At 69.6% G+C, this 25618-nt stretch carries 26 protein-coding genes; 11 read left to right on the top strand and 15 right to left on the bottom strand.

Annotated elements, in window-relative coordinates:
- Nucleotides 1-133 precede the first annotated feature (133 nt).
- Nucleotides 134-1945, top strand: coding sequence for a translation initiation factor IF-2 (infB, locus tag LT971_RS03000; protein WP_237005367.1), 1812 nt, complete (start codon nucleotides 134-136; stop codon nucleotides 1943-1945).
- 21 nt (nucleotides 1946-1966) lie between these two features.
- Here the strand turns inward: infB and LT971_RS02995 are convergent, their stop codons facing one another.
- The 4 genes from LT971_RS02995 to pepF form a co-directional block, all read right to left on the bottom strand.
- Entirely contained in the window at nucleotides 1967-2332 is a 366-nt protein-coding gene (locus tag LT971_RS02995) for a DUF5811 family protein (protein WP_237005366.1), read from the bottom strand.
- A gap of 57 nt (nucleotides 2333-2389) precedes the next feature.
- On the bottom strand, nucleotides 2390-2869 hold the full coding sequence (locus tag LT971_RS02990; protein WP_237005365.1) for a pyruvoyl-dependent arginine decarboxylase: 480 nt from the start codon (nucleotides 2867-2869) through the stop codon (nucleotides 2390-2392).
- 30 nt (nucleotides 2870-2899) lie between these two features.
- The gene (gene pan2 / locus LT971_RS02985; RefSeq protein WP_237005364.1) at nucleotides 2900-4138 is read right to left on the bottom strand and encodes a proteasome-activating nucleotidase Pan2; all 1239 of its coding nucleotides are present in this window, start codon (nucleotides 4136-4138) and stop codon (nucleotides 2900-2902) included.
- 110 nt (nucleotides 4139-4248) lie between these two features.
- On the bottom strand, nucleotides 4249-6039 hold the full coding sequence (gene pepF / locus LT971_RS02980) for an oligoendopeptidase F (protein WP_237005363.1): 1791 nt from the start codon (nucleotides 6037-6039) through the stop codon (nucleotides 4249-4251).
- A gap of 103 nt (nucleotides 6040-6142) precedes the next feature.
- Between pepF and LT971_RS02975 the strand changes: the two genes are divergently transcribed.
- On the top strand, nucleotides 6143-7465 hold the full coding sequence (locus LT971_RS02975) for a M28 family peptidase (RefSeq protein WP_237005362.1): 1323 nt from the start codon (nucleotides 6143-6145) through the stop codon (nucleotides 7463-7465).
- A gap of 1 nt (nucleotide 7466) precedes the next feature.
- On the opposite strand, the gene truA is transcribed toward LT971_RS02975, so the two are convergent.
- The 6 genes from truA to LT971_RS02945 form a co-directional block, all read right to left on the bottom strand.
- Nucleotides 7467-8321, bottom strand: coding sequence for a tRNA pseudouridine(38-40) synthase TruA (gene truA / locus LT971_RS02970; RefSeq protein ID WP_237005361.1), 855 nt, complete (start codon nucleotides 8319-8321; stop codon nucleotides 7467-7469).
- Nucleotide 8322: 1 nt separating this feature from the next.
- Complete coding sequence (hisS, locus tag LT971_RS02965) at nucleotides 8323-9621, bottom strand: histidine--tRNA ligase (RefSeq protein WP_237005360.1); 1299 nt, start codon at nucleotides 9619-9621, stop codon at nucleotides 8323-8325.
- Nucleotides 9622-9855: 234 nt separating this feature from the next.
- Nucleotides 9856-10731: an EamA family transporter gene (locus LT971_RS02960; protein WP_237005359.1), complete on the bottom strand. Its 876-nt coding sequence runs from the start codon at nucleotides 10729-10731 to the stop codon at nucleotides 9856-9858.
- 101 nt (nucleotides 10732-10832) lie between these two features.
- Nucleotides 10833-11426, bottom strand: coding sequence for a DUF7411 family protein (locus LT971_RS02955; RefSeq protein ID WP_237005358.1), 594 nt, complete (start codon nucleotides 11424-11426; stop codon nucleotides 10833-10835).
- A gap of 3 nt (nucleotides 11427-11429) precedes the next feature.
- Nucleotides 11430-11786, bottom strand: a complete 357-nt coding sequence (locus tag LT971_RS02950) for a DNA-binding protein (protein ID WP_237005357.1) — start codon at nucleotides 11784-11786, stop codon at nucleotides 11430-11432.
- Nucleotides 11787-11913: 127 nt separating this feature from the next.
- Entirely contained in the window at nucleotides 11914-12369 is a 456-nt protein-coding gene (locus LT971_RS02945; protein WP_237005356.1) for a 30S ribosomal protein S19e, read from the bottom strand.
- A 175-nt stretch (nucleotides 12370-12544) separates the two neighbouring features.
- Here LT971_RS02945 and thiL point away from each other — a divergent pair, with 175 nt between their 5' ends.
- Nucleotides 12545-13405, top strand: a complete 861-nt coding sequence (gene thiL / locus LT971_RS02940; RefSeq protein WP_237005355.1) for a thiamine-phosphate kinase — start codon at nucleotides 12545-12547, stop codon at nucleotides 13403-13405.
- Here thiL and LT971_RS02935 read toward each other — a convergent pair.
- The 3 genes from LT971_RS02935 to LT971_RS02925 all read right to left on the bottom strand — a co-directional run bounded on the left by LT971_RS02935 (nucleotide 13402) and on the right by LT971_RS02925 (nucleotide 15606).
- A complete protein-coding gene (locus tag LT971_RS02935; RefSeq protein ID WP_237005354.1) occupies nucleotides 13402-14517 on the bottom strand; it encodes a site-2 protease family protein in 1116 nt (371 codons plus the stop codon). The genes thiL and LT971_RS02935 overlap by 4 nt on opposite strands.
- Before the next feature lie 235 nt (nucleotides 14518-14752).
- Nucleotides 14753-15016, bottom strand: coding sequence for a DUF7123 family protein (locus LT971_RS02930; RefSeq protein WP_237005353.1), 264 nt, complete (start codon nucleotides 15014-15016; stop codon nucleotides 14753-14755).
- Between the two features lie 284 nt (nucleotides 15017-15300).
- Nucleotides 15301-15606, bottom strand: a complete 306-nt coding sequence (locus LT971_RS02925; RefSeq protein ID WP_237005352.1) for a hypothetical protein — start codon at nucleotides 15604-15606, stop codon at nucleotides 15301-15303.
- A gap of 111 nt (nucleotides 15607-15717) precedes the next feature.
- Between LT971_RS02925 and pyrH the strand changes: the two genes are divergently transcribed.
- From pyrH to LT971_RS02910, 3 genes are all read left to right on the top strand, one after another.
- Entirely contained in the window at nucleotides 15718-16440 is a 723-nt protein-coding gene (pyrH, locus tag LT971_RS02920; protein WP_237005351.1) for a UMP kinase, read from the top strand.
- A gap of 3 nt (nucleotides 16441-16443) precedes the next feature.
- Complete coding sequence (gene lysS, locus LT971_RS02915; protein WP_237005350.1) at nucleotides 16444-18090, top strand: lysine--tRNA ligase; 1647 nt, start codon at nucleotides 16444-16446, stop codon at nucleotides 18088-18090.
- A 106-nt stretch (nucleotides 18091-18196) separates the two neighbouring features.
- Complete coding sequence (locus LT971_RS02910) at nucleotides 18197-19996, top strand: site-2 protease family protein (RefSeq protein ID WP_237005349.1); 1800 nt, start codon at nucleotides 18197-18199, stop codon at nucleotides 19994-19996.
- Here the strand turns inward: LT971_RS02910 and LT971_RS02905 are convergent.
- On the bottom strand, nucleotides 19993-20520 hold the full coding sequence (locus LT971_RS02905) for a PadR family transcriptional regulator (protein WP_237005348.1): 528 nt from the start codon (nucleotides 20518-20520) through the stop codon (nucleotides 19993-19995). The genes LT971_RS02910 and LT971_RS02905 overlap by 4 nt on opposite strands.
- 120 nt (nucleotides 20521-20640) lie before the next feature.
- On the opposite strand from LT971_RS02905, the gene LT971_RS02900 reads away from it, so the two are divergent.
- Nucleotides 20641-22170, top strand: a complete 1530-nt coding sequence (locus LT971_RS02900; RefSeq protein ID WP_237005347.1) for a heme-binding protein — start codon at nucleotides 20641-20643, stop codon at nucleotides 22168-22170.
- A gap of 129 nt (nucleotides 22171-22299) precedes the next feature.
- On the opposite strand, the gene LT971_RS02895 is transcribed toward LT971_RS02900, so the two are convergent.
- On the bottom strand, nucleotides 22300-23358 hold the full coding sequence (locus LT971_RS02895; RefSeq protein ID WP_237005346.1) for an aldo/keto reductase: 1059 nt from the start codon (nucleotides 23356-23358) through the stop codon (nucleotides 22300-22302).
- An 89-nt stretch (nucleotides 23359-23447) separates the two neighbouring features.
- On the opposite strand from LT971_RS02895, the gene LT971_RS02890 reads away from it, so the two are divergent.
- The 4 genes from LT971_RS02890 to LT971_RS02875 all read left to right on the top strand — a co-directional run bounded on the left by LT971_RS02890 (nucleotide 23448) and on the right by LT971_RS02875 (nucleotide 25616).
- Nucleotides 23448-23624: a hypothetical protein gene (locus tag LT971_RS02890; protein ID WP_237005345.1), complete on the top strand. Its 177-nt coding sequence runs from the start codon at nucleotides 23448-23450 to the stop codon at nucleotides 23622-23624.
- Nucleotides 23625-23701: 77 nt separating this feature from the next.
- On the top strand, nucleotides 23702-24619 hold the full coding sequence (locus LT971_RS02885; RefSeq protein WP_237005344.1) for an acyltransferase: 918 nt from the start codon (nucleotides 23702-23704) through the stop codon (nucleotides 24617-24619).
- The gene (locus LT971_RS02880; protein ID WP_237005343.1) at nucleotides 24616-24906 is read left to right on the top strand and encodes a DUF7577 domain-containing protein; all 291 of its coding nucleotides are present in this window, start codon (nucleotides 24616-24618) and stop codon (nucleotides 24904-24906) included. Before LT971_RS02885 ends, LT971_RS02880 begins: the two co-directional genes overlap by 4 nt.
- Nucleotides 24903-25616 (top strand): Nmad3 family putative nucleotide modification protein, encoded by a 714-nt coding sequence (locus LT971_RS02875; protein ID WP_237005342.1) that lies wholly within the window; start codon nucleotides 24903-24905, stop codon nucleotides 25614-25616. The genes LT971_RS02880 and LT971_RS02875 overlap by 4 nt, the downstream gene beginning before the upstream one ends.
- Nucleotides 25617-25618 lie beyond the last annotated feature (2 nt).

Genomic DNA, 25618 nt, shown 5'->3' with positions numbered 1-25618 from the left:
CGCCGGCGAATCGCGGGCAACAGTCGGCCCGTAGCGCGCCCGTCGGCGGCGCCACACCACGGGCGTGACGATGGAATTAAACCCCGCGACCCGTTCTGTACGCGTAACGACCGTTCTCTCGGAGGATTCTACTATGTCCGACGCCGACACAACCACCGAAGACGACGACCCCGGGGACCTGCGGACGCCCATCGTCGCCGTCCTCGGCCACGTCGACCACGGGAAGACCAGCTTGCTGGACAAGATTCGGGGCTCGGCAGTCATCGAGGGCGAAGCCGGCGCCATCACGCAACACATCGGCGCGACCGCCGTGCCGCTGGAGACCGTCTCTGAGGTCGCGGGCAGCCTCGTCGACCCCACCGAGTTCGACCTCCCGGGGCTGCTGTTCATCGACACACCCGGCCACCACTCGTTCTCCACGCTGCGCTCGCGGGGCGGCGCGCTCGCCGACATCGCCATCCTCGTCGTGGACGTCAACGACGGCTTCCAGCCACAGACGCTGGAAGCCATCCGCATCCTGAAGGACACGGGGACGCCGTTCGTCGTCGCCGCCAACAAGATCGACACGACGCCCGGCTGGAACCCGAACCCGGACGCGCCCGTCCAGGGCACCTACGACGACCAGAGCGACCGCGTGCGCTCGGACCTCGACGAGGCGCTGTACGAGCTCATCGGCGAGATGTCCGACGAGGGGTTCTCCTCGGACCTCTACTGGCGGGTGCAGGACTTCCAGAAGAACGTCGGCGTCATCCCGGTCTCCGCCGAGACCGGAGAGGGCGTCCCGGACCTCCTGACCGTCCTGATGGGGCTGGCCCAGCGGTACATGAAAGCCGAGATGGAGGTCGACGTGACGGGGCCGGGCGCCGGCACCGTCCTCGAGGTCAAAGACGAACAGGGCTTCGGGAAGACCGTCGACGTCATCCTCTACGACGGCACCGTCCGCGCGGGCGACGAGATCGTCGTCGGCGCGAAGAACGACCCCATCGTCACCGAGGTGCGCGCGCTCCTGAAACCCCGCGAACTCGCGGAGATCCGCACCGAGAAGCGCTTCGACGACGTCGACGAGATGCAGGCCGCAGCGGGGCTGAAAATCGCGGCGCCCGACCTCGACGACGCGATGGCGGGCGCGCCGGTCCGCGTGGTCGGCGACCGCGACGTCGAGCAGGTCGTCGCCGAGGTCGAGGCCGAACTCGCCGAGGTCGCCGTCGAGACCGAGGAGGAGGGCGTGGTCGTGAAAGCCGACACGCTCGGCAGCCTCGAGGCGCTCGTGAACGCCCTCGAGGAGGCCGAGATTCCCGTGATGGCGGCGGAGGTCGGCGACATCGCGCCCCGCGACGTGGCGATGGCGACGACCGTCGACGAGGAGAAACACCGCGTCCTCCTCGGGTTCAACGTCGACGTGCTCCCCGCGGCCGAACGGAAAGCCGAGGAGGAGAGCGTGCGGCTGTTCGCCAGCGACGTCATCTACCAGCTCGTCGAGGACTACGAGGAGTTCGTCGAGCAACAGGAGCGCGAACAGAAGGAGGCCATCTTCGACAACATCGTGCGGCCGGCGCGCTTCCGCATCCTGAAAGACCACGTGTTCCGCCAGAACGACCCGGCGGTCGTCGGCGTCGAAGTGGTCTCGGGCACCCTCAAGCGCAACACGCCGGTCGGCCTCGTCGAGGGCAACGACCTCGACCGCGTCGGCGTCGTCAAAGGCATCCAGGACCAGGGCGAGGACGTCGACGAAGCCCGCGCGGGCAACCGCGTCAGCGTCTCCATCGACGGCCCGACCGTCGGCCGCGACATCGAAGAGGGCGACGAGCTCTGGGTCGACCTCCCCGAGAAGCACGCGAAGGTCCTCGACCAGGAGCTCAGCGAGGAGATTCCCGCCGACGAACGCGAGGCGCTGAAGTCCTACCTGGACATCATGCGCAAGCGCGACCCCTTCTGGGGGAAGTAGACGGCAGAACGGAGACTCGTTCTATCGCGCGGTCTCGGGGACGTCGTCGCCGAGCGCGTGTTTGACCTGCAGCGCCGCGCTGGCGGCGAGGCCACGGGCGACCTCCTCGCGGTCCTCGGTCGGGATGAGGTCGTCGTCCGCGAGGTCCTCGAACTCCGGCGTGAACCCCGCGCTGACGGGGTTGCCGGCGGGCGGCCGGACGGCGACCGTGACCTGGACGCCGCTGGAGCCACTGGATATCTCGGAGCCGACGACGTACTCGTCCGGCAGGAACTCGCGGGTCAGGGACGCGATCTGCGCGATGCTCGTCCGCAGCGCACGGCGCTGGTCCCCGCTGAGGTCGGCGGTGGTCGTCTCCGGCCCGCTGAACGGCGCGTTTCCGTGCATGTCGTCTCCCTAGGTGTCGGTCACGTATAGTCCTTGTAGTGTGGGTAGGATTCGCAGTCAGCAGACGGGGTCGCTGTCGCCGTAGGCGGCGACGACGACCGCGGCGGCGTGCTCGCCCGGTTCGGCCTCCACTGTCACGCTCCGGACTGCGGGGTCGTCGGCGTCCCAGCCCCGGAGGTCCAGGCCGGCCTCGATGCCGGCTGTCACCCGGGATTCGACGTCGTCGTCGCTGGTCTCGCCGGCTGCCTCGTAGAACAGGCCGGGGTCGTCGCCGCGTTCGGCCCACGCCAGCGCCGCGCTCGTGTGCCCCGGGCCGGCGGTGTTCGCGTGCGCTTCGACGACGGTCAGTTTGTTCCCGGCGGGACCGAGGTCGGGCGCCGTCCCGACGGCGTCGACGCCGGCGTCGGCCGGAATCACCGAGGAGACGCCGACGAGGTTGTAGTTGTGGAGGTTCGCGTCCGCGAGCGCGGCGTCGTAGGCCGCCATCTCGGTGGGCGCGGCGCCGGTGCCCCACGCCACTCGAATCCGACTGGACATACCCGGCCTAGCCGGCCGGGCGAAGAATACCTACTGGATGTAGCTCGGGTACCGCGGGCCGCCCGCGTCCTCGGCCTCGCCCTCGGCGACGAGCTTCTCGTGGGCGTCGTCGAAGTCCCCGCGACGGACCTCCTCGCGGTCGTCCCGGATGGCGAACATCCCGGCCTCGGTGGCGAGGCTGGCGAGCTGCGCGCCGGAGAACCCATCGGTGTCCCGCGCGAGGTCCGAGAAGTCGACGTCGTCGGCGACGTTCATCTCGGCGGCGTGGATCTCGAGGATGCGCTCGCGGGCCTCCTCGTTCGGGTTCGGCACCTCGATGAGGCGGTCGAAGCGACCCGGCCGCAGAATCGCGGAGTCCAGCATGTCGAAGCGGTTGGTGGCCGCGATGATGCGGACGTCGCCGCGCTCGTCGAAGCCGTCCATCTCGCTCAGGAGCTGCATCATCGTCCGCTGGACCTCGGCGTCGCCGGACGTCTTCGAGTCCGTGCGCTTGGCGGCGACGGCGTCGATCTCGTCGATGAAGATGATGGCGGGCTCTTTCTGCTCGGCGAGCTCGAAGAGGTCCCGGACCAGCCGGGAGCCCTCCCCGATGAACTTCCGGACGAGCTCGCTGCCGGCCATCTTGATGAAGCTCGCGTCCGTCTGGTTCGCGACGGCCTTCGCGAGCATCGTCTTCCCGGTGCCGGGCGGACCGTGCAGCAGCACGCCGCTGGGCGGCTCGACGCCCACGGCGTCGAACTTCTCGGGGTTCACGAGCGGGTCCTCGACGGCCTCCCGGACCTCCCGGAGCTGCTCGTCGAGGCCGCCGATGTCCTCGTAGTCGACGGTCGGCGACTCGTCGACCTCCATCGCCTGCGCCCGCGCGTCCGTCTCGTCGTCGAGGACGCGCTGGACGCTGAACGAGTCGTTGATGGCGACCCGGTCGCCGACGTCCAGTTCGTCGGCGAGCCGCGGCGACAGCTCGGTGAGGACCTCCTGGTTGTTGCCGTGTTGCTTGATGACGGCGCTGCCGTCCTCCGGCAGGTCCTCGACCGTCGCGAGGTACAGCGACGCCGTCTTCAGGGTCTCGTTCTCGCGCTGGAGGCGGTTGACCTCCTCGCGGAGTTCTTCGCGGCGGGCTTCCACGTCGTCGAGCTGCTCTCGGAGCTCCTCGTGGACCGCCACGATCTCCTCGTAGTGGTCTCGAAGTGCGTCGAGGCGCTCCCCCGGCGTCGACTCGGGGTCGACGTCGAGCGTCGGCCGGTCCGGCAGTGAGGGGCTACGCGACATTCGTTGCCCCCGCTAGGGTCCCCGCGTAGAAGTTCCTTTGGGTAGGCTGAACGCCTACCGGCGGTCACGCGTCCGACGCTGCCCGGCGATTCGGCGCGAGCGCTGCCGGGTCAGACGAGGTCCTCGGCCTCGCCGAGGTAGTCGTCGTAGACGCCGAGCGCGCGCTCGATGGGCTCGCTGGTGGACATGTCGACGCCCGCGTCCCGCAGCAGCTCCAGCGGGTACTCGCTGGAGCCGCGTTCGAGGAACTCCAGGTAGCGGTCGGCGGCGGGCTGGCCCTCCTCGAGGATGTCCTGGACGAGCGCGACGGCGGCCGAGATGCCGGTCGCGTACTGGAAGACGTAGAAGTTGTAGTAGAAGTGCGGGATGCGCATCCACTCCCGCTCGATGTGGTCGTCGACGTTGGCGTTCGCGTAGTAGGCGCGCTTGCGGTCGCCGTACACGTCGTCTACTCGGTCCGGCGTGAGCGCCTCGCCCTCCCGGGTGAGTTCGTGGAGGCGCTGTTCGACGTCGGCGAACAGCGTCTGCCGGTAGAGCGTCGACCGGAAGCGCTCGAGGTACTCGTTGAGGATGTGCCGCCGGAAGTGGTCGTCCTCGACCGTGTCCAGCAGGTGGTTGACGAGCAGCGCCTCGTTCACCGTGGAGGCGACCTCGGCCACGAAGATCTCGTACTGCGAGTAGACGTAGGGCTGCTGCTCGCTCGTGTACTGGCTGTGGAGGCTGTGGCCGAGCTCGTGGGCCAGGGTGAACATCGAGGAGATGTCGTCCTGGTAGTTCATCAGGATGAACGGCTGGGTGTCGTAGGTGCCGCCGGAGTAGGCGCCCGAGCGCTTCCCGCGGTTCTCGTAGACGTCCACCCAGTTGGAGTCCAGTCCCTCGGCGACGCGCTGCTGGTAGTCGTCGCCGAGCGGCGCGACCGCCTCCACGACGTGCTCGCGGGCCTCCTCGTAGCCGATTTCGGGGCTCTCGGAGTCCACGATGGGCATGTAGAGGTCCCACATCTCCAGCTCGTCGACGCCCAGCGCCTCCCGCTTGAGGTCGGCGTGGCGGTGGAGCTTGTCGAGGTTGTCGTCGACCGTGTCGACGAGCGTGTCGTAGACCTCGACGGGGATGTTGCCGTCGTCGAGGGCGGCCTGCCGGGCGGTGTCGTAGTTCCGCGCCTCGGCGAGTTTGACGTCCTTTTTCATCTGGTTCTTCATCGTCGACCCGATGGTGTTCCGGACGTCGCCGATGGTCTCGTAGAACTCCTCGTGGACGGTCTGGCGGAACTCGCGGTCGGGCTCCTTGAGGAGCTTCGTGAAGTTCGCCTGCGAGATCTCGACGTCCTCGCCGTCGGGGTCCTCGACGGTCGGGAACTCGAGGTCGGCGTCGGTCAGCATGTTGTAGGCGTCGCTGGGCGCACCGAACACCTCGCCGAGGTCGCTCAGCAGCGCCTCCACTTCGGCGGAGCGCGTGTGCGGCTTCATCCGCAGCACGTCGTCGAAGTAGTGCTCGTACTCCTCGAGGTCGGGCGTCTCCTCGACCATCGCCTGCAGCTCCTCGCGCGTGCAGTCCTGGAGTTCGGGGTCGAAGAAGGAGGTCGCGGACGAGACCTCGGTCATGAGGCTCGCGCCGCGAGCCCGCAGCGCCTGGTACTCCTGATCGCGGGTGTCCTCGTCCGAGCGCATCCGTGCGTACGACGACACCTTCTCGGCCTCTCGGTAGATGTCGTCCCGGAGCTCCAGTGCGTCCAGCAGCGTGTCGCCGTCCTCGGTGAGACGGCCCTCGTAGGCCTCGAGGTCCTCGAGCTTCGCCTGGAGGGCTTCGAAACCGTCCTCCCAGTCCTCGTCGGTCGCGTAGATGGACTCGAGGTCCCACTTGTACTCGTCGTCCAGTTCCTCGCGTTCGGGGACACTACTCATACGCCTCAGCGTTCGCGTGCGGTCGGTTAAACGTTGGCAAACGGCAGCGGCCTTGCCGCCGCCCGCCCGCGAAATTAACTGTCCCGCCACCGTACACGGGAGTATGACTGAGGAAGCCCGCGCCCTCGGACGGGCGTGGACCGACGAGACGCCGTGGGACGTGCTCACCGCCCTGACCGAACTCGACCACCGGCTCGCCGGCCACGAGGGCGAGCGCCGAGCCGCCGAGATAACTGCCGGGGCGCTCCGCGACGCGGGCGCTCGCGACGTCGCAACGACCTCGTTCGACCTCCCGGTCTGGACCCGGGGCGACTGCTCGCTGCGCGTCACCGAACCGACTGACCGCGAGTTCGAGGCGATTGCACTCCCGTACTCGCCCGCCGGAGCCGCTTCGGGCGGGCTGGTCGACGTCGGGTACGCGACCGACGACGAGTTCGACAGCGCCGACGTCGACGGTGCCGTCGTACTCGCCTCGACTGACAGCCCGCCGGGCGGCCGGCTCGTCCACCGCATGGAGAAGTACGGCCGGGCAGTCGACGACGGCGCCGCCGGCTTCGTCTTCTACAACCACAAGGACGGCCAGCTGCCCCCGACGGGGTCGCTGCGCTTCGGCCGCGAGGGCGAGATTCCCGCCGTCGGCGTCTCCACGGAGACCGGCGCGTGGCTGCAGGAGTACGCCGACCGCGGCGGCGAGGTCGCGCTCTCCGTCGACGCCCACACGGAGCCCGGCGAGGGGACCAACACCCAGGGCGTGCTCGGCCCGGACACCGACGAGGAGGTCGTCGTCCTCGCCCACCACGACGCCCACGACATCGCCGAGGGCGCGCTCGACAACGGCTGTGGCGTCGCCACGCTCGTCGCCGCCGCCCGCGTCCTCGCCGACCTCGACCTCGACTGCCGGGTCCGACTCGCAACCGTCGGCGCCGAGGAGGTCGGCCTGCAGGGCGCCAGCGCGCTCGCGGACCGCCTCGACCCCGAGTCCGTGCGCGCGGTCGTGAACCTCGACGGCGCCGGCCGCTACCGCACCCTGCGGGCGTTCCTCCACGGCACCGACCACTTCGAGGGCGTCCTCGACCGCGTCAGCGACGACACCGGCCACCCCATCGAAGTGCGGGACGCCGTCCACCCGTACAGCGACCACTGGCCGTTCCTCAGGGCCGGCGTCCCCGCCCTGCAGTTGCACTCCGTCACGCCCGAGCGCGGCCGCGGCTGGGGCCACACGCACGCCGACACCCGGGACAAGGCCGACGCCCGGAACCTCCGCGAGCACGGGATGCTCGCCGCGCTCGTCGTCCGCGAACTCGCAAGCGACGACAGCGAAACCGTCCCGCGGCCCGACGGCGACGCCCTCCGCGACCGCCTCGACGACGACGGGATGCGGCCCGGGATGGAGGCCGCCGGCGTCTGGCCGGACGGCTGGAACTGACTCAGAACTCGGCGAGGTGGCCAGCGACCCGCGCCAGCGCCAGCCGGTCGTCGTGAAGCGACCGGAAGGTCGCTCGTGCGCGCTCTGCAGCGTCCTCGTCGACCGCGAAGTCGAGGTCGTCGTAGTCGACGTCGTGGAGCACGAGCGGGTAGGGGTCGGCGGGCGGCACGCCATCGGGGCCGTCGACCGGGTCGTCGCCGAGCACCGTCTCGATGCGGTCGAACTCGCCCGTCTCCGCGACTTCCTGCACGAGCGAGACGACGCGCCGGACGAGCTCCCGGCAGAACCCGCTCGCGCCAACCGTGACGACGAGGAAGTCGCCCTCGCGTTCGAGGCTGGCGTCGAGTGTTCGGACGGTGTTTGCGTCGTCCGGCGTGAGGTTGTGGAAGTCGTGCTCGCCCGCGAGTCGGGAGAGCGCGCGCTCCGCGCAGTCGTCGTCGGCGTCCGGGGCTTGCTCGCGGGTCGCGTTGCTCTCCGCTCGCCGTTCCGTACCCTCACTGCCCTCGGGCACGTGCCAGAAGTACCGGTACTCCCGCCAGTTCGCGTCGTGGGTCGCGTGGAAGTCGTCGGGGGCGTCGGCGTGCGCCCACACCTGAATCGGGTCCGGGAGTTCGCCGTTGAGCGCGTACGGCGTCAGCCACTCGGGCGCGTCGAGCGCGACGGTCTGCGCGCGAGCCGAGACGCCGGCGTCGGTGCGTCCCGCGGCGGCGTAGCCCGGCGGCTTCTCACCGGCGAAGACGTCCAGTCGGCGGAGCGCGCCGAACAGTTCGCCCTCCACCGTGGTGACGTCGGGCTGGCGCTGGAAGCCGTGGTACGGCCGACCGTCGTAGGCGACGCGGAACGCGCGACGGGGCATCCTACTCGAAGTCGTCGACGGTCGGGCTGTCGATGTCGCCGGGGAACTCGGCGAACGGCGCGGTCGTCTGGTCGCCGCTCGCCATGTCCTTGACCGTGACGTTGCCGTCGGCGAGGTCCTGTTCGCCGACGATGACGACGGTGTCGGCGCCGACGCTGTCGGCGTAGTTCATCTGCGCGCCGAAGCTCCGGCCGGTGACGTCGGTGTCGACGACGTTCCCGCGCTCGCGCAGCGCCTGTGCGACCGCGGCGGCCTCGGCCTCGGTGTCGCCGACCTGGAGTACGTAGTAGTCGGCCGCGAACTCGCCCTCCGGGAGCACGCCGGCGCGCTCCAGCAGGAGGTTCAGCGGGGCGTGGCCGGGCGCGACGCCGACCGCGGGCGTCGGCTGGCCGCCGAAGCTCTCGATGAGGTCGTCGTAGCGCCCGCCACCGAACACCGAGCGCCCGATTTCGCCCGTCGAGTCGAAGCACTCGAAGACGACGCCCGTGTAGTAGTCCAGCCCGCGGGCGGTCGTCAGCGAGACGTCGCAGAACTCCCGGACACCCAGGTGTTCGGCCGCCTCCAGCACGTTCCGGAGGTTCGTCACGGCGTCGTCGACACGCTCGGTGCCCGCGAACTCGGTGAGCGCGTCGAGGTCGTCGCCGGCGAGCAGGTCGTCGAAGCGCTCGGCCTGGTCGTACGTGAGGCCGGCCGCCGCCAGCCCGTCGAGGTACTCGGCGCGCTCGATCTTCTCGCGCTTGTCGACGGTCCGGATGGCCTCCTCGGTGTCGACGTCGGCGTCGAACGCCTCCAGCAGCCCCCCGAGGATGTCGCGGTGGCTCACGCGGAACTCGAAGTCGTCGCTGGTCAGCCCCAGTTCTGTCAGGCCGTCGGCGGCGACCGCCAGCACCTCGGCGTCCGCCCGCGGGTCGCTGGACCCGAAGATGTCGACGTTCGTCTGGTAGAACTCCCGGAACCGGCCCTGCTGGGGCTCCTCGTAGCGCCAGAACGGCCGCGTCGAGTACCACTTGATGGGCTTCGACAGCGCCTGCTGTTTCGCCACCACCATCCGCGCCACGGTCGGCGTCAGTTCGGGCGTCAGCGCCACGTCACGGCCGCCCTGGTCGGTGAACGAGTACAGTTCGTCGACGATGCCCTCCCCGGACTTGTCCACGTACATCTGCGTGGACTCCAGGGCCGGCGTCCCCACCTCGCGGAACCCGTACCGCTGGGCCGCGTCCTCGAGGGCGTCCATCGCCACCCGGCGCGGCCCCATGTCCTCGGGGTAGAAATCTCGGAACCCCTTGAGTCGGTCGTACATGCAGCGTCGTTGTCGCGTCCCGCGCTTCAATGCTTCCGTTCACTGGCCCTGTGTGGCAGGGAGTGTGCGGGTAGCAGTCGCCCGATTGCGTGACCTCGAACGCCCACGGGCTCTCGAATCGAGTGGCTCGCTGCGCCCTTCGCTCGCTGCACTCGCTCCAGTGCTCGCGTCGCCAGTCTTCTTCGAGAGCCTGGCCCCTTTCAGTCCACCCGATGCCGGCTGGCCAATCGCCGTTCAGACGGCAATCATCCCGACACCGACGACGGCGAGCACGGCAGCAGCGAGGCGGCGTCGGAGGCCGGGCTCCCCGAGGAGCACACAGCCGAGGAGCACGGCGACGATGGCCTGGCCGTTCACGAGCGTGGAGACGATGCTGGCGGGCGCGGCGGCGAACGCGAGCGCCGTGATGTGCTCGCCGAGCGCGACGCCCGACCCCGAGATGGCGAACAGTTTGAGGTGCGGGCGGACGCCCTCGCTGGGCCAGCGGCGGAGCGCGAGCGGGAGGACGGCGATGGCGACGCCACCGAGGAACGTCGGCACCCAGACCCGCGTCGGGAAGGTGTAGTCGCCGAGGACGAGCCGGCGGCCGATGTCGCTGACGGCGTACAGCATCGCCGAGAACAGCGCGAGCTGGGCGGCCCGCGAGTGGCGGGCGCGCCGGATGGGTTCGACGAGGTCGCCGCCCTCGTAGTTCGCGAGGTAGACCGCGGTCGTGGCGACGCCGACGCCGAGAACCGACAGCGGGTCGAGGACCGCGCCGAGGCCCAGGACCTCGATGGGGAGGACGAACACCGGCACGATCTTCGCGATGGGGGCGACGTAGGAGACGTCGCCGACGGCGAGCGCGCGCACCGACAGCAGGAACCCCGCACCCCCGAGGAGAATCGTTCCCGCGAGCACGCCCGCGGCGGTCAGCGAGAGCGTGGGGAACGACGGGATGCCGCCGTCGCCCGTCGCCGCGGCGACCGGGAGATACCACGCGATGGCCGAGATGTTCACGAACAGCGTGAGGACGGCGCCGTGGATGCCCGCGAAGTACCGCTTCAGGGCGAAGAGGTAGCCGCCCCAGATGCCGGCGGCGGCGAGCGCGTACACCAACCCTGGCTGCATCACGTCGAGGGAACAGCGGCCCGGAGAAGAGTGGTTCGATTACGGCAGGCGCGACGCCCGGTAGGGGACGCAGTCGTGGGACGGGCGAGCGCGACGCCCGGTCAGTCCCGGAGGCCGTGGACGTACGTCTGGTCGTGGTCCGGGAACACCTCGCGGATGACCGCCTCGTCGTGCTCCTCGGCGAGTAGCGCGCGCAGTTCGGCCTCGTAGTCGGCGCGCGGGATCTCCTCGCTGGGCCCGACCTCCACGTCGAGTTCGGCGTGCACGAGCCGGTCGACCGCACCCCGTCCGAACCCCGAGAGCGGCGACAGGTAGTCGACGTCGTGGCGGTCCTCCAGACTCTGGGCTTGCGCCCGCGACACCGTCGGCACGCGGTCGTCACGACGGGTGCCGTCGGCGATGGCGTCGAACCCCAGTTCCGCCACCGCCTCCAGCGCCTGCTCGTGGACGTGCTGGATGCCGTTGCGCGGGTAGCCGTCCTCCAGCATCAACTCCACGGCGTCGTCGGCGACCTCGCGGTCGAGCTCCAGCGCCTCGAACGCGAAGTCCGTCGCCTCGGCCGCCTCGCGGGCGTGCTCGTACTCGTCAGTGATGCCGAAGTGCGCCGTGACGAGCGTGATGTCGTAGAACCGGTCGAGGACGAGCGCAGCCAGCGTGGAGTCTTTCCCGCCGCTGTAGAGCAGTCCCAGCTCCATCTATTATCGGCGGTTGATGTTGAAGCTCTGGGAGTCGGGCTTGAGTTCGCGGAGGAGTTCTTTCATCTGGTCCTCGTCGATGCGCTCCTCGAGCCGGCCGGACTGGGCCAGCGCCACGACCTGCTGTTCGACCTTCTCGGCGAACTCCGGCTTGCTCATCTTGATGGTGTTCAGGCGCTTCCGGGCGCCGTCCGTGAGGTTCTGCTTCAGCAGCGCCTGCTTCTGCTGTTCGGCCTGCTGGGCCTGCTGTTGCTGTGCCTCCCGCTGTGCCTCGCCGCCCTGCTGCTGTTGCTGTTTGAGCTGCTCTTTTTTCCGCTGGCGGAGCTCCTCGAGTCGTTCGTCGTCGGAATTCCCACTCATACTACACGGTAGTTGGCCGCGAATCCCGTTAATTGTTGCGCACGCAGGTGGCGAGTGCCACCGCTGGAGGCGGGAGAGTGCGGCGGCGAGAGTCGCCGGAGAGAACGGCTACCGTCGTCGAAGGTCGTTAGGCGTAGCGTTCGAGTTCCGGACGGTCGAGGTCCTCGATGACGTCGCCGGCGGTCTCGTCGAGGAGACTCCGACCCTCGGCGGTGACGACGCGGCCGCGGTCGTGTTGCTTCTCGACGAGGTCCTCCTCTTCGAGCTGCTGGAGAATGGTGCGCACGATGTTCCGGGAGCCGTTCGTCGTCTTGGACGGCGCGACGACGTACCGGTTGGAGCCGTCCGTCGTGGAGCCGTACGCCGAGGACAGCCGCTTCACGCCGATGGGGCCGTCGACGGCGACCTTCCGGAGGAGGCTGGCGGCGCGGGTCGCCCAGAAGTCCTCCTGCTCGGGCGGGAGCTCGCGGCCAGCGCCCGTCTTCGCGTAGTTCGCCCAGTCCGGCTCGTCGAGTCGTTCCTCGAGGTCCGCGGCGAGCTCGTCGATGAGCTCGTCTACGGGAGCGTCGTAGAGAGTTGCCATTGGAGGCACGTCGGCCCTGATTCGTTTAAAGGCATCGTTAGCCGCTCGTTCGGGCTCGCGTCGGTGACTCACAGCCGGGCCGCTCCGCCGGAACCCCACGCACTCGCGGCGGCGATTCCGGGCCAGCGAACGGGGCATCCGGGGGCTTTTCACGTGGGATTGCCAACCCGGTGGCATGGACGAGCGCGCGGCCCTGGACCTGGTCGGTGGGCTCGTGTCCGGCGCCGGCGACGACGCCGCCGTCGTCGACGACACGGCCCTCACCATCGACATGCTCCACGAGGCCACTGACTTCCCGCCGGGGACGACGCGGTACACGGCGGGCTGGCGGTCCGTGGGCGCGTCGCTGTCGGACGTCGCCGCCACGGGCGCCGACGCGACCGCAGCTGTCGCCGCTTACGCCGCCCCCGACTTCGACGAGGACGAGCTGACGGCGTTCGTGACCGGCGCGAGGGAGGTCTGTACCGCCGTCGGCGCGGAGTACGTCGGTGGCGACCTCGACGGCCACGACGAGTTCACCGTCGCGACGGCGGCCGTCGGGGACGCCGACAGGCGGGTCGGGCGAGCGGGCGCCCAGCCGGGCGACAGCGTCGTCGTCACCGGGTCGCTGGGCCGGAGCGCGGCAGCCCTCGAGCTGTTCGAGCGCGGCGACGTGGAGCGAGCGAACGCCCTCTTCCGGTTCATGCCCCGCGTGGCCGCCGGCCGGGCGCTCGGCGCGCACGCGACGGCGATGATGGACTCCAGCGACGGCCTCGCGCGCTCGCTGCACCAGCTCTCGGAGGCCAGCGGCTGCGGATTCGACGTGGACGGCGACAGGATTCCGGTCGCGGACGCCCTCTCCGGGCTCGTCGACGACCCGCTGGGCCGGGCGGTGACGTTCGGCGAGGACTTCGAACTCGTCGCGACGGTCCCCCCGGAGCGCGTGGAGGCGGCGCGGGCCGCCGTCCCCGTCGACCTCTCGGTGGTCGGGGAGGCGACGGAGACGGGCATCCAGCTCGACGGCGAGGCGCTCGCCGACGAGGGCTGGACGCACTAGCCGACGATCTGGATGGGGAGCGGCATGAAACACAGCGCGCCGAGCGCGAACGTCAGCACGCCGAGTGCCACCCGCCGGCGGTCCAGCGGGCGGTCGTCGACGGGCTGGACGCTCCCGGACAGCGACACCACCGACGCCAGCAGCCCCCACATCAGCCAGATGCCGGCGGCGTTCCCGGCGTCCTCGACGACCCAGAGGTAGGCGCCGAGGGAGAACAGCGCCGTCGGCACGACCGGGGCGAGCCGGCCGGCGGCCTCGCCGGCGAGCGACCGGAGGATGTGGCCGCCGTCGAGCTGGCCGACCGGGAGGAGGTTCAGGAACGTGACGAACATCCCGATCCAGCCGCCCATCACGACCGGGTTGACCGACCGGGTCGGGTCGCTGTACGACAGCGGCTCGCCGATGGCGGCGGCGATACCCCGCAGCAGTAGCGGGTAGTCGAACTCGATGCGGACGGCGGACGCCGAAGTCGCGACGTCCGCCGGCACCGTCACGGGGGGCAGCCAGAGGCCGACTGCGGAGACGACGACGGCAGCGACCAGCCCCGCGAGCGGGCCAGCGGCACCGATGTCGAACAGCGCTTTGCGGTCGGGCATCCGGCCGCGCATCCGGATGACGGCGCCCATCGTCCCGAACAGCGACGGGAACGGGATGAAGTACGGGAGGCTGGCGTCGACGTCGTGGTACTTGCTCATCGCGTAGTGGCCGAACTCGTGGACGGCGAGCACGCCGAGCACGGACAGCGTGAACGGCACGGCGTGGACGATCTCCGGCGAGATCGGGTCGACGTAGTACCAGTTCGCGCCGACGAACAGCGTGGACGCGACCGTCGCGACGAGCAGCGCGACGTTCGTCCAGGGGACGTCCCGGTCGTCGCTGGTGGCGTCGATGGGGTCGGCGACGAGCACCAGCTCGCCGGTACGGCTCGCCAGCCGGACCTCGTAGCCGTGTTCACGGAACAGCGGCCAAAGTTCCCGTTCGACGGTGCTCCGGTCGGCGCCGGCTCGGCCGAAGTACAGCACCTGTTCGTCCTGCTGGCGGACTTCGTAGACGTCGAAGAGGTCGCCGAGGGCGGCGGGGGCGGGTGCGTCCTCGGGCGGGTGAGCCGACATCGACCGGGGCTAGCGGCCACAGTGGCTTAACCACTGTGGCGGCGGTGAGAATCGTGCGGCGGCGCCGTCGGAGCGGCGGCGCAGCACGCAAGAACGGGGGTCCCGGAAGCGTGGAGTGAGGTGGGTGGGCGGGGCGTGAGCGGAACGTCCCGTGTGGTTGGTTCGGGGACCGGGACCCCGTGGGAGCGATGTAGCGGGCGTGGGCGGCGGGTCAGGGTGGGGTCGAGCGCGTCGGTCAGGCGGGCTGGACGCGCCACGTGGTGGCGCTCGTGTACGACCACTTCTCGACTTCGAGATCCGTGGCGGACTTCGAGAGTTTCACCATCAGGGCGCCGATCTCCTTCGGGGAGAGGTCGACGTCGTCGGCGATGAACTTGCTCTTGAAGTAGAGTTCGCCGTCTGCGGCTTTCTCGCGGAGGTAGGACTTCAGGCGCGCTTCCTTGTCCGGTGATTCGGCCTCGGCGTCGGCCTCGGTGGAGGGCTGTTGGGTTGCGCTCATGGTGTCTGGCCTCGCTCACCCCTACTGGCCACGACCGGTTATAAAGGGAGGAACGTTCGGGCAGATTTCCGACGTTTCACCCGTAAACTGATTCCGACCGACGTTTCAGGACAGTTTTAGAGCCGTCCAGACATTTTATAGACGGTTCTGGGATTTTCTTTCTACTCTCACGTTTACGTCAGAGTAGTAGTCGGCACACGCCCGATCTGCGTCGTCGACGCGTCAGACAGCGACCAGATGCCGGTAGTTCGACCACCACTTGCTGCCAGCCAGCCCGGAAATTGTCATTCGTTACCGCTAGCCGCTCCACCGGATTTCGCCGTGTCGTCCCGCCGCCACCACCTGACGAGCAGCACCCCGCCGGCGACCAGGAAACCCACCGCTACCGCGACCGCTACGTCGTCGAACGGAGCCGCGAGAAACGCCGAGAGCTGTGTCAGCGAGTACCCCAGCCAGACCAGCGCCGACGCGACCACTAGCAGCGCTCTCGCGGAGGGCAGCGACCCCCAGCGGTACCGGAACCCGGCCGCGAACAGCACCACCAGCCACGCCAGCGCGAGGAGGACGTCGACGTCGAGGACCGGAACCATACTGGCGCATCTCGGCGACCCCGCTTCCGTGTTTCCCTCCGGCAGCCGGATAGCCCTCCGAATCGGCAGTTGACAACCCTTAAGGACGGCTCCGGGCTATCGGACTGTAGTATGCGAGTGGTGGTTTCTATCGGCGGGAGCGTGCTCGCGCCCGACCTCGCCTCAGAGCGAGTCGACGCGCACGCCGACGCCATCGACAGGCTGACCGACGCCGGCTGCGAGGTCGGCGCCGTGGTCGGCGGCGGGGGAGTGGCACGAGACTACATCGGGACCGCCCGGGAGCTCGGCGCGAACGAGATCGAGCTCGACGACATCGGCGTCGACGTGACGCGACTGAACGCCCGGCTGCTCATCGCGGCGCTCGGTGGTGCGGCGGCCCCGAGCCCGGCGCGGAACTACGAGGAGGCGGGCGAGGCAATCCGGCGCGGCGACGTCGCCGTGATGGGCGGTGTGGTCGCGGGCCAGACCACGGACGCCGTGAGCGCGGCGCTCGCGGAGTACATGGACGCCGACCTGCTGCTGTACGCGACCAGCGTCAACGGCGTGTTCTCCGCGGACCCGAACGAGGACGACGACGCCGAGCACTTCGCGGAGATGAACGCCGGCGACCTCGTGGACATCATCGCGGACATCGAGATGAACGCCGGGTCGTCGGCGCCCGTCGACCTGCTGGCGGCGAAGCTCATCGAGCGCTCGGGCGTCCGCACCATCGTGCTCGACGGCACCGACCCCCAGCGCATCGTCGACGCCGTGCTCTACGGCGAACACGACGGCACCGACATCATCCCGGACGGCACCGACGACCAGATGACCTACTGGGTCGACGACGAGTAACAGATGCACCCCGACGACGACCCCTACGCCGACGACGACAGCGGCCGCGTGTTCTGGGCCGACGCCGCCGCCGACCGCGTGCTCGACCGCGACCCCGAGGAACCCATCGTCGTGAAAGGCGGCATCTCGCCGTCGGGCGTCCCGCACCTCGGGAACATGAACGAGATCGTGCGCGGGTACTTCGTCGCCGAAGTGCTCCGCGAGCGCGGCCACGAGGTCCGGCAGGTGTTCACGAGCGACGACCGCGACCCCCTGCGGGGGCTGCCCCGGAAGCTCGCCGACCTCGACGGCGAGGTCGTGGACCTCGGCGACGTGAACGCGGGCGCGCTCGGCCAGAACCTCGGCGCGCCCTACACCGCGATTCCCGACCCGTTCGGGTGCTGTGACTCCTACGGCGCGCACTTCTCGAATCTCATCCAGTCCTCCGCGGACCTGCTGGGCATCGACGTGGAGATGGTCTCGAACACCGAGGCCTACGAGGACGGCGACTTCGAGGGCGTCACCCGATTCCTCCTCGAACACGCCGAGTTGGCCCGCGAGGTGCTCGCCGAGTACCAGGACAAGGTCGACGAGGACTACGTCCCGTTCAACCCCATCTGCGAGGCGTGCGGGAAGGTCACGGAGACCGTCACCGGCGTCGACGCAGACGCCGGTACCGTCGAGTACGTCTGCACGGACATGGACGCCGGCGACCAGACCATCGACGGCTGCGGCCACGAGGGCACCGCGACGCTCCGCGAGGGGAAGCTCCCGTGGCGCTTCGAGTGGCCCGCCCAGTGGCGTGTCCTCGGCGTCGACTTCGAGCCGTTCGGCAAGGACCACGCCGAGGGCTCGTGGCCCTCCGGGTCCGACGTCGCCCGGAACGTCCTCGGCGACGAACCGCCGGTGCCGATGGCCTACGAGTGGTTCACGCTCGACGGCGAGCCGTTCAGCTCCTCGGCGGGCCACGTCGTCCTCGTCCAGGACGTCCTCGAACTGCTGGAGCCCGAAGTCGTGCGGTTCTTCTTCAGCAAGGACCCCCGGCGGGCGCGGGACTTCTCCGTCGAACACCTCGACCAGCTCGTCGACGAGTTCGACCGCCTAGAGCGCGTCTACTTCGGCGAGGCCGGGGACGCCGACGCGGACGAACGCGAGCGCGCCGACCGCGTCTACCCCCTGCTCGTGGACGAAATCGACGAGGACCGTGTGCGCATCCCGTTCACGTTCGCGGCGGTGCTCGGGATGACCGACGACCCCGACCTCCGCGAGGAGATCGCGCGCCGCGAGGGCCACATCCCCGAGGACGCCGACGAGCAGACGGTCGAGGACGCGCTCGCGCGGGTCGAGCTGGCCCGCGAGTGGGCGCGACGCACGGACAACGAGTTCAACTACCGGCTCGCGCGAACCGGAATCCCCGCCCACGACTTCGACGACGCCACCGAGACCGCACTCGACGAGCTCGCCGACTTCCTCGACGCCGAGGACCCCGACGGCGAGGCCCTGCAGGGCGAGATCTACGAGGCAGCGAAACGCCACGACGTCGACATCGGGGCGTTCTTCTCGGCCGGCTACCGGCTGTTCTTCGACGAGGACCAGGGCCCGAAGCTCGGGCCGTTCCTCGCGAAACTCGACCGCGAGTTCGTGCTAGACCGACTGCGCCGAGAGGCCTGACCCGGCGTCACAGTACGTCGACCGCCCACGGCTGGCGGACTGACTCCCGGCAGCACCGTCCCGTCCCCGAACCCCTTTTGCCGCGCGAACCCGGACACGTCTAACAATGGAAACCTGGCAGCTGCTGTTGGTCGGCCTGGTCGGCTACTGGGCCGTGGTGTCGTGGGCGCGGAGCCGCGGCCTGCTGCCGTCGTTCGTGAGCACGAGCGGCCCGATAACGACACTGAGCACGAAGCGGGGCAAGCGGTTCCTGGACTGGGCGGCGGCGCCCGAACGCCTCTGGCGGGCGTGGGGGAACTTCGGGCTCGGACTCGCCGTCGTAGTGCTCGTCGGCGTGTTGTTCGCGCTCGTGCTGACGGCGGTGACGACGCTCGCGAACCCGCCGGAGCCGTCGGCGGTCAGCCAGCCGTCGAACGTCCTCGTGATTCCCGGCGTCAACGACTTCCTGCCGCTGTCCGTCGCACCCGAAATCGTTACCGGGCTGTTCGTCGGCATCGTCGTCCACGAGTTCGGGCACGGCCTGATGTGCCGGGTGGAGGACATCGAGGTGGCGTCGATGGGCGTGGCGCTGCTGGCGGTGCTGCCGGTCGGCGCGTTCGTCGAACCCGAACACGAGAGCCAGGAGGCCGCCGACCGGGGTGCGAAAGCCCGGATGTTCGCGGCGGGCGTCACGAACAACTTCCTCGTCGTCGTCGTCACGCTCGCGCTGCTGTTCGGACCGGTAGCGGGCGCCGTCGCAGTCTCTGACGGCGGTCTCGTCGGCGAGGTCTACGGCGACTCGGCGGCGGCCGAGGAGGGAATCTCGAGCGGCGACCGCATCACGCACGTTGGCGGCGACGCCGTCGCGAACAACACCGAGTTCGAGCGCGCGCTCCGCGAGTACGACGACCCGGCGGTGCCCGTGACGCTGTCGAGTGGTGAGACGGTGACGGTCGACCGGCGGCTAGACGTCGTTGCGAACGCCTCGAACTCGCCGCTGTCTATCACCGACGAGGACACTATCGTCGCCGTGAACGGAACGGCGGTCGCAACCGAGTCCGAACTGGACGAGGCGCTCGCCGACCGCGAGCGTGCGACGTTCGAGCTCGCCGACGGGTCGACGACGACCGGGCCCGCCGGAGCGCTCGTGACTGTCGCGCCGGACGCTCCCGCGGCGGGTTCGGGGATGCCCGCCGAGGAAGACGCGGTCGTCGTCGCCGTCGACGGCGAACGCGTCACCACCCGCGACGCGCTCAGCGAAGAACTCGACGCCCGTGCGCCCGGCGACACCATCGACGTCGCCGCCTACGTCGACGGGAACCGCGAGACCTACGAGGTCGAACTCGGCGAACAACGCGACGGCTCCAGCTACCTGGGCGTCGTCATCGCGCCCGGGGTCACGGGCATCGCCGTCGACGAGTTCGGCGCGTCGCTGTACCCTGCCGACACCTACAAGACGATGCTGTCGGGCGACATCTCCGGTTCCGCGTACCTCGGTGCGCTGTTCGGCGGTGACAGCGGCCCCATCACCGGCTTCCTGCAGGCCGTCGTCGGCGCGCTCTACCTGCCGTTCATCGGGCTCGTCGACCCGACGCTGGGGTTCAACTTCCCCGGGTTCACCGGGACGAACGCCGGCTTCTACCACGTCACGGGCGTGCTCGGCGTGTTACCGAACTGGGTGACGTTCGTCGGCGCGAACCTCCTGCTGTGGACGGGCTGGGTGAACCTCAACCTCGCGCTGTTCAACTGCATCCCCGCGTTCCCGCTGGACGGCGGTCACCTGCTGCGGTCGGGCGCCGAAGCGGCGACTGCGCGGCTCCCGTTCGACAATCGGCAGGCGGTCACGCGCGCCATCACCACGAGTATCGGACTACTGATGCTGGCCAGCCTCCTCCTGATGCTGTTCGGGCCCGAACTGCTGAGCTAGTCGTCGCCGTCGAGGCCCATCCGTGCGGCGAACTCCTCGGGCGTGTCCTCGATGCGCTCGAAGTCGGAGTAGTAGTACTCGTGGTGCCGGACGACCTGTTCGACGATCCACGACGAGAATGCCTCGTCGAACCGCCAGCCCTCGCCCTCGTCGGGGTTCTGCACCTCGAAGCGCTCGTCGGTGCCGAGCACCGCGAACATGTGGTAGAATCCGAGGATGACGTCGAAGAGGTCTTCCCCGGTCTGTCCGACCTCCTCGCGTTTCACGAGGAGTTCCTCGCGACCAGCGTCGGTGAGTTCGAAGTACTTCCGGTCCGGCTCGTCTTCGACCTCGAGGCGTTCGGCGTACCCCTCCTCCTCGAACTTGTAGAGGATGGGGTAGACCGAGCCGTAGGACGGCTCCCAGTGGCCGCCCGACAGCGACTCGATCTCCTTGAGAATCTCGTAGCCGTACCGCGGCTGCTCGGCCAGTAGCTCCAGCACCAGATAGGAGACGAGCCCCTTCGGCGGACCGCTCTTTCGCATCTGCCCCCACGTTCCGCGGGTCGCGGGGAAAGGGTTTCGGTCGGGACACCCCGGGTGGAGCGGGCTCCGGTTCGCGACGGTTTGGGAAAACCCTTCTACGCCCGGTCCGAAGCCCGGCGTATGGCAGACGCTCCACCGACCGACGAGGGCTGGTTCGTGCTCCACGACTTCTACAGCGTGGACTGGGACGCGTGGCGAGCGGCCCCCGAGCGGGACCGCGACGCCGCACTCGAGGAAGCCGAGTCGTTCCTCGCGCACCGCGAGGCACTGGCTCGCGCCGACGAGGGTGCCTCGGCCGTGTTCTCGATCACCGGCCACAAGGCCGACCTGATGTTCGTGCACTTCCGGGAGACGCTGGACGAACTCGACCGCATCGAGCGGTCGTTCGAGCAGACGGCGTTCGCCGAGTACACCGAGCAGGCGAACTCCTGGGTCTCCGTGGTCGAGGTGTCGGGGTACACGGCGCCGGAGTACTTCGAGGACCCCGAGTCCGTCGACGACGGGCTCCGGCAGTACTTCGAGAGCAAGCTCACGCCGGAGATTCCCGACGACACGTACGTCTCGTTCTACCCGATGAGCAAGCGCCGCCAGCCCGAGCAGAACTGGTACGACCTGCCCATCGAAGAGCGCGCGGAGATGATGGAGGTCCACGGCGAGCTCGGCAAGCAGTACGCCGGCCGCGTCAGTCAGGTCATCGCGTCCTCCGTCGGCCTCGACGACATGGAGTGGGGCGTGACGCTGTTCGCGGACGACCTCACGGACATCAAGGACATCGTCTACGAGATGCGCTTCGACGAGGTGTCCGCGAAGTACGGCGCGTTCGGCGACTTCTTCGTCGGCCGCCGGTTCCCCCCGAGTGACCTCCCGGCGTTCATGGCGGGCGAGGAGGTCCCCGTCCCCGAGAGCGAGGCAGACGCACACGCCCACGGCGAGGGCGAGGGCACGCACCACCACGGCGACGCCGACGGCCACCATCACGGCGACAGTGACGGACACCACCACGACGGTGACGACGGTGGAGACGCCGGCGACGCGAGCCACCACCACGGGACCGGCGACGAGGCCGACGACGGCATCCGCGGCGAACTCGAGGACCAGGACATCTACGCCGGCCAGCCCCACGGCGAGGACGTCTACGCGACCGTCCTCTACTCGGCGGCCGACGCCGACGAACTCTTCGACGAGGTCGACGGCCTCCGCGGGAACTTCGAGCACTACGACACCCACGTGAAGACAGCCGTCTACGACGGCCACGAGGCCGACCGGCGCGCCGTCGTCTCCATCTGGGACACCGCCAGCGCCGCCGACACCGCCGCGGGCTTCCTCGCCGACCTCCCGGAGGTCGTCGAACGCGCCGGCGAGGAGTCCGGCTTCGGCACGATGGGGATGTTCTACGAGACCAAGCCCGAGCACACCGACGACTTCGTCGAGAAGTTCGACACCGTCGGCGAGGTCCTCGCGGACATGGACGGCCACTTCGACACCGACCTGATGGTCAACGTCGAGGACGAGAACGACATGTTCATCGCCAGCCAGTGGCGCTCCCAGGAGGACGCCATGACGTTCTTCCGCAGCGACGACTTCGCCGACGCGGTCGACTGGGGCCGCGACGTGCTCGCAGACCGACCGCGCCACGTCTTCCTCGCGTAGTACCTTTTTACTCGTCGGGTGCGCTCGCTACGCTCACGCACCTCTCCTCGCAAAAAGCTACGCTAAAAACGTCCCGCGCTCACTGCGTTCGCGCGCCGAAACCCTCGCTTCGCTCGGGTATGCTACCGCTCAGTCCGCAGAGCCGAGGATGCCGGCGTCCCGGAGGTCCTCGCCGTCGACGCTCGTCCGGTAGTCCTCTTCAGCCATGCCGTCGAAGCGGTCGACGCCGAAGTTGTCCGCGTAGAGGTCGGCGACGCGCTCGCGCTCCTCGTCGGTGATGGCAGGCGTCTCGGAGGCGCCGGCCCACTCCTCGATGTCGGCCTTCGAGCGGAACGTCGGCGTGACGGTCGCGACCTCGTCGAAGCTCAGGAGCCACTGGATGGCCGCCTGCCCCATCGTACGCTCGCCGTCCCGCTCCAGGAAGCGCAGCGCGTCGACCTTCTCCCAGCCCGTCTCGTACCACTCCTCGGGGCGGAAGCCGCGGTGGTCGCCCTCGCCGAGTTCGGTGTCGGGCGTCACCTGCTCGTTCAGGAGCCCCGAGGAGTGCGGGACGCGCGGAATCAGGGAGGTGCTGGCGCCCTGCTCGCGGACGGTGTCCACGAAGTGGTTGTGGACGTCCTGCTCCAGCATGTTGCCGACGTACTGGACGGCGTCGAACTCCTTCTCGATGGCGAGGTCGCCCTCGGCGAGCCAGCCGATGGACGGCCCGAGAGCGACACCGATGGCGTCCGCGCGGCCGTCCTCGCGGAGTTCGTCCAGCAGTTCGAGGACGTCCGGCGTGAGCTCGTCGACGTTCGGGTTGTGGAGCTGGAGGACGTCGACGTGGTCGACGCCGAGGCGGTCCATGGACTGCTCGACGGCGTCCCGGAGGTAGTCGACGGACATCTCCTTCGGGAGTTCGCCGTGGCCCGCCTGCGGGTTGTTGTAGAAGTCGTAGCCGACCTTCGTCGCGACAGTCATCTCGTCGCCGTGCTCGGCCAGGGACTTCCCGAGCAGCTCCTCGCTGCGGCCGTGGCCGTAGACGTCGCCCGTGTCGAAGTACGTGATGCCGTGGTCGAGCGCGTACTCCACCATCTCGAGGGCGTCGTCCTCGTCGCGGTCGCCCCACCAGTCCGTGCCGACGACCCACGCGCCGAATCCGACTTCGCTGACCTCGACGCCGGAGTCACCGAGCTCCCGATGTTGCATACCACGGAGTTGGGTGTTCTGCCACTTAGCGCCGACGGTTCCAGCGACCGGACGCCAGCTTCAAGCGCTGCCCGCCACTCGGCGACGCTATGGACGACGCCCTCCGACGCAGACTCGACCGACTGACGTGGCTCGTAGGTGGTCTCCTCGTCGCCGTGCTCTCGCTCGGCTTCCACGGCGGCGGCGAACAGTACCTCGTCTCGCTGACCGGTGTCCTCACAGTCGCCGGAATCGCTGCGGTGCTGGTGTCGCCGGTCACGGACTGACAGCCAGCACGGACGCGTAACCGGCGGGAGCCGTCGGGACGGAAACCACTATCCGTACCGGCGGCCCACTACGGGACATGACCAAGCGACACGTCTCGCTGCCCGAGGGCGCCGAGCGCGTCCGACGGGAGTTCGTGTCGGACGTCGACGAGCGGCTGTCGGCCGCGGAGACGCCCGACGAGCTGGCCGACGCCGTCACCGAGACGCTCGTGGACCTCCACGGGGAGCGGGACGCCTACGAGGCCTGGCGGGACGACGACACCGACGTCTCGCCGACCGCGGCGGCGCGGCTGGCGAACCTCGACCCGCGGAACGCCACCCTCGAGTCGGAGTACTACGCCGAGAAGGACGAGGACGCGTTCGCGCGGTCGAAGCCCCTGCAGTGGCTGTGGCGGCAGTTCGACGAGACGCCGCTGGCGGACAACGTGGACGTCGCGCTGGCGTTCCGCCGGATGCTCGCCGGCCACCTGTTCGCCGACGTCGGCGAGGACATCCGGCTGTTCAAGGGCATCACGATGACGTACGGCCACAACGTCGAGCTCGGTGACAACGTCGTCGTCCACGACGACGTCCACCTCGACGACCGCGGCGAGCTCGTGGTCGGCGACCGCGCGAGCGTCAGCGACGGCGTCCACGTCTACACGCACGACCACGACGTCGTCGACCAGACCGAGGTGACGAACTACCGGACCGAAATCGGCAACGACGCCCGGGTCACGCAAGGCGTGCTCGTGCGAGCTGGCGTCCGCGTCGGCGAGAACGCGCTCGTGGGCTCCCGGTCGGTCGTCCAGGGCGACGTGCCGGCCCACCACATCGCGGTCGGGAGTCCGGCCGAGAGCGTGCGCGTGAAGCCGGGCTGGGAGTCCGTCGCCGCGCCGCTCGAGGCGGCCGGCCAGCGCCGGCAGGCCGAGCGACGCCTCGACGACGAGGCCGCCGAGGCAGTCGAGCCGTACGACGAGTTCCAGCGAGACCTGTCGCCGCCGGACGAGGAGTGAGCGACCGAAAACTCAAGACGGTGGCCGTGCTAGACAGACACATGGAGTGGGGCCTGTTCGTGCTCGCGATGCTGTTCGTCGCCGCCCTCCAGTTCGCGGTGTGGCGGCGCATCCAGAGCGGGGACGTCGGCGTCTCCGACTCGGCAGCGCCGCGAGAGCAGAGCCACCCCGCCGACCCCACCAGCGAGCCCGAGAACCCGGACCTGACGCTGTGTCCCGCCTGTGGCGCCGAGAACGACCCCGGGTACGACTTCTGTCGGCGCTGCGTCGGCAGTCTTCGGCCGTGACCCGGGCCGTCGCAATCAACGTCGCGGCGAACACGAACCAGCCGGGGTTCCGCGGGCCGCTGCGAGCCGACGGCTCGTTCGTCTACGTCCCCATCCCCGAGCCCGAACCGACCACCGGCCCGGTCCCGACGTACGCGGACCTCGACCTCCCCGTCGACGTGCCCCCGGACCTCCGGGACACGCGCGTCCACCTCGACCCGTCGTTCGCCGAGTACCCGTGCTGTGAGCGCTACACGTACGGCGACCCCCACGGCGTGAAAGCCCGGCCGCTGCTCGACCTCTCGGCGGGCGACCGCGTCTACTTCTACGCCACGCTGGACGCCCCCGACGAGCCCGCCGACTGGATGGCGCCCGACTGGGGGACCTACGTCCTCGGCGAGTTCGTGCTCGCCCGCAACCCGTTGCCCGGCGAGGAGTACACCGACCTCCCGGCGGACGAGCAGGCGGCGTTCGCCGGGAACGCGCACCTCCGCCGCGACCCGTTCGACGCCGAAGTCCTGCTCGCCGGCGACGGCGACGCCTCCCGGCTGTACGACACCGCCGTCCCCCTGAGCGGGGGCCGGGGTATCGACGCGAACCGCGCGGTCACCGAGTGGTCCGCGGACTCCGGGAAGGGGCCGTGGTGGCGCCGCCCGCTGCGGTACGACGAGGACGGCGCCGGCCGGCTCCGGGAGTGGGTCGCCCGAGACGCCTACCCGTCGGTTCGGTGAGG

Origin of the sequence: Halobacterium rubrum (assembly GCF_021729015.1) — an archaeon.
GTDB lineage: Archaea > Halobacteriota > Halobacteria > Halobacteriales > Halobacteriaceae > Halobacterium > Halobacterium rubrum.
The sequence above is the reverse complement of the archived record's forward strand: the minus strand, read 5'-3'. Positions and strand labels throughout refer to the sequence as shown.